The following is a 2879-nucleotide window of genomic DNA, read 5'->3' as shown; positions in this document are numbered from 1 at the left end:
ACGCCTCCAGCCGGCCGTCGACGCACGTGTCGGCGCCGCCCGCGATGCCGTGCGTCCCGGTGTCCCGCTCGGTCACCAGCACCGAGCCCGACAGCCGCCGGTGCAGCTCCAGCGCACCGTCGTAGGGCGCGGCGGCGTCGCGTTCGGCGGCCAGGAGCAGCGTCGGCGGCAGCTCGCCCGGCCCGGTGCGCACGTCGAGCGGCCGTTGCCGGGGCGCCCGCCAGTAGGCGCACGGCAGGTGCGCCCACACCTGGTCCCACGTCGCGAACGGCGCCCGCCGCGCGAGCCGCGAGCCGTCCCGGTCCCACCGGGCGAACCCGGCCGGCCAGTCCGTGTCGTTGCACGCGACGGCCGTGCGGACCGCGTCGGCGTTCTCCGCCTCGGCCGTCTCCTCCTCGGGGTGCGTCCCCGCCTGGTCGACCAGGGGCTGCGGGTCGCCCTTCAGATAGGCCGACAGCGCCTCGGCGCGGTACGGCCACAGGACGTCGTCGTACCCGGCCCCCAGGAACGCCGCGTGCAGCTGCGCCGGGCCCACCGTGCCGCCCGCGGGTCGCCGCGCCAGCTCCGCGCTCGCCCGGTCGTAGCCGCGCCGCACCTGCCCGGGTGTGGTGCCGAGCCCGTACACGGCGTCGTGCCCGGCGATCCACTCCCTGACATCCCGCCAGCGGTCCTCGAACGCCTCCGACCGGTCGAGCATCGCGCGGTAGCCCACGTGGTCCGGCGCCGGATCCACCGGTGCGTCGAACACCATCCGCCGCACGTGTGACGGGAACAGCTCCGCGTACAGCGCCCCGAGGTAGGTGCCGTCCGCCGTGCCCATGAAGGTGAGCTTCCGCTCGCCCAGCGCGGCCCGTACGACGTCCAGGTCCCGGGCGTTGTTCAGGGAGTGGTAGTGGCGCAGCGCGTCGCCGGCCCGCTCGCGGCAGCCGCGCGCGTACGCCTCGGCCTCGGCGGCGCGCTCCTTCTTGAACGCCGCGGAGGGCCGCACCGGGGCGGGGCGAGGGCCGTTGAGGAGGCGCTTCGGGTCCTGGCAGGACAGCGGCGCGGAGGGCGCGACGCCCCGCGGGGCGTAACCGACCAGGTCGTACGCCGCCGCGATCCGCTTCCACTGCGGCGTCAGGCCGGCCAGCGGGACGTACAGCCCGCCGGTACCGCCCGGCTGATGCACGAGGACGCCCTGCCGAGGCACCTCGCGCCCGCTGTTGCCCGGGTCCTCGTGAGTGGCCCGCATCCGGCTGACGGTGAGCCGGATCCGCGCGCCGTCGGGACGGGCGTAGTCGAGGGGGACGGTGACCGTGCCGCAGCGCAGGCCGCCCGGCAGCTCCTCCGCCTCCGGGCACCGGCCGAACGCGATGCCGGTCTCGGCGGCGCGAGCGGCGGCCACGGCGGTGCCCCGCGCCTCGGGGCTGACGGGCGCACCCGGGACGGTCGGTGGGGCGGTGGTGAAGGCGCCCAGCAGCAGGGACCCGGCGGCCGGGAGGAGGAGGGCGGCTCGCATGGGCGTATCCCTTCGGTGCACGGCGGCGACAGAAGGGATGTTTCGTCCGGCGACCGGGCAAGGCAAGCACCGCCCGCGGGTGTCGGCGCCGAGCCGTCCGCCTCAGCCCTGTCGCTCCCGGTGCTCCCCGAGGTACTCCTCCCGGTGCGCGAAGGCCGCCCGCAGATCCGGTTCGCCGATGGCGTGGATGCCGCGCACGGCGACCGACGTGAGGTACGTACGCTCGTCCGCCGTGCCGTCCGCCTCCCGGGCGAGCGTGCCGAGCAGCCGCTGTCCGGCCGGGGAGGCCCAGCGCGAGTACGGGTGGACCTCCATCCGCGCTATCGCCAGGGAGCTGAGCGTCAGGACGAGCGGCAGCGCGAACCACAGGGCGATCAGGTGGCGCGGCACGTCCGCCGGGACGGGCAGCGCCAGCGCGGCGGCGCCCAGCGCGCACACGGTCAGCGCGGCGAGCCGCACCCGCCGGACGCCGGCCGCGATGCTGCGGGCCCCGTCCGGCACGGCGAGACCCGCGCCGACCAGCCGGTCCGCCAGGCCCCGCACCGGGTCGGCGGTGGCGGCGGCCGACCGCACCGGCGCTATCCGGGACTGTCCCTCCGGGCCGATGGCCCCGATGACCGACCGCTCCATCTCGTCCCGGCCGCGCGGGTCGACGACCGTCGCCCAGCCGGTGTGCGCGAGCAGCAGGCGGCGCTGACGCGCCATGGACACCAGCGTCAGGTCGGCGACCCGCCGGGGACCGCCGGACAGGAACGCCGCCTCGTACAGCGTCAGCGCGTGCGCGCGCCTAGCGCTCGTGGTGTCGGTGGCGGCCGCGCGCACGGCGGCCAGGCACAGCCGCGTGCACGCCAGACCGGCGACGACCCAGGCGGGCAGCAGGAGAAGGACCCAGAGCATGCCGTACTTCTATGCCAAAGGCTTACGCCGGCGCCATGCCCTTTTCACATTCCGGGACGCAGCGTTGCCGGGGTGTGACGTTCCGCTCGGTGACGTCCGGGTTCCGCTCAGCGGCGCAGCAGCACCCGGCGGGTCGCGCGGGCCCACCGCGCCCCGGGCCGCACCGGTCGCGGCGCCGGCCCCGACCGCTCCAGCCACCACTCCCGCAACTCCCGCCGCGCGCGGGCGTCCTGCGGCCGGCCGTCGCTCAGCAGCCGCCCGGCGAAGTCCAGGGCGTCGCGTCGGTACCCGCCGGTCATCGGGTGCCCCTGGGCGTACGCGAGGAAGGCGGGCCGGTACTCCGCCCCGAGGATCACCGGCAGCTCCGGGGCGACCTTCGCGACCACGTCCGCCCGCTTCCCGGCGAGCGCCCGCGCCTGCACGCCGAGCCGCACCCGGTCGAACCCCTCGGGCACGGGCGTGCCGGCGACCAGCGCCGACAGCA

3 protein-coding genes are annotated in these 2879 nt (G+C 76.9%); all 3 read right to left on the bottom strand.

Annotated features, from left to right (window positions below; genetic code table 11):
- Nucleotides 1-1498: alpha/beta hydrolase (locus tag GTW67_RS13200; protein WP_161165005.1), on the bottom strand; the 1498-nt coding region annotated here is incomplete at its 3' end.
- Nucleotides 1499-1600: 102 nt separating this feature from the next.
- Entirely contained in the window at nucleotides 1601-2395 is a 795-nt protein-coding gene (locus GTW67_RS13195; RefSeq protein WP_161165004.1) for a TIGR04222 domain-containing membrane protein, read from the bottom strand.
- A 107-nt stretch (nucleotides 2396-2502) separates the two neighbouring features.
- Nucleotides 2503-2879: SCO6045 C-terminal-like domain-containing protein (locus GTW67_RS13190; protein WP_524539772.1), on the bottom strand; the 377-nt coding region annotated here is incomplete at its 5' end.

Origin of the sequence: Streptomyces sp. SID5910, assembly GCF_009862125.1 — a bacterium.
GTDB lineage: Bacteria > Actinomycetota > Actinomycetes > Streptomycetales > Streptomycetaceae > Streptomyces.
This window is presented reverse-complemented; position numbering and strand designations above follow the sequence as displayed.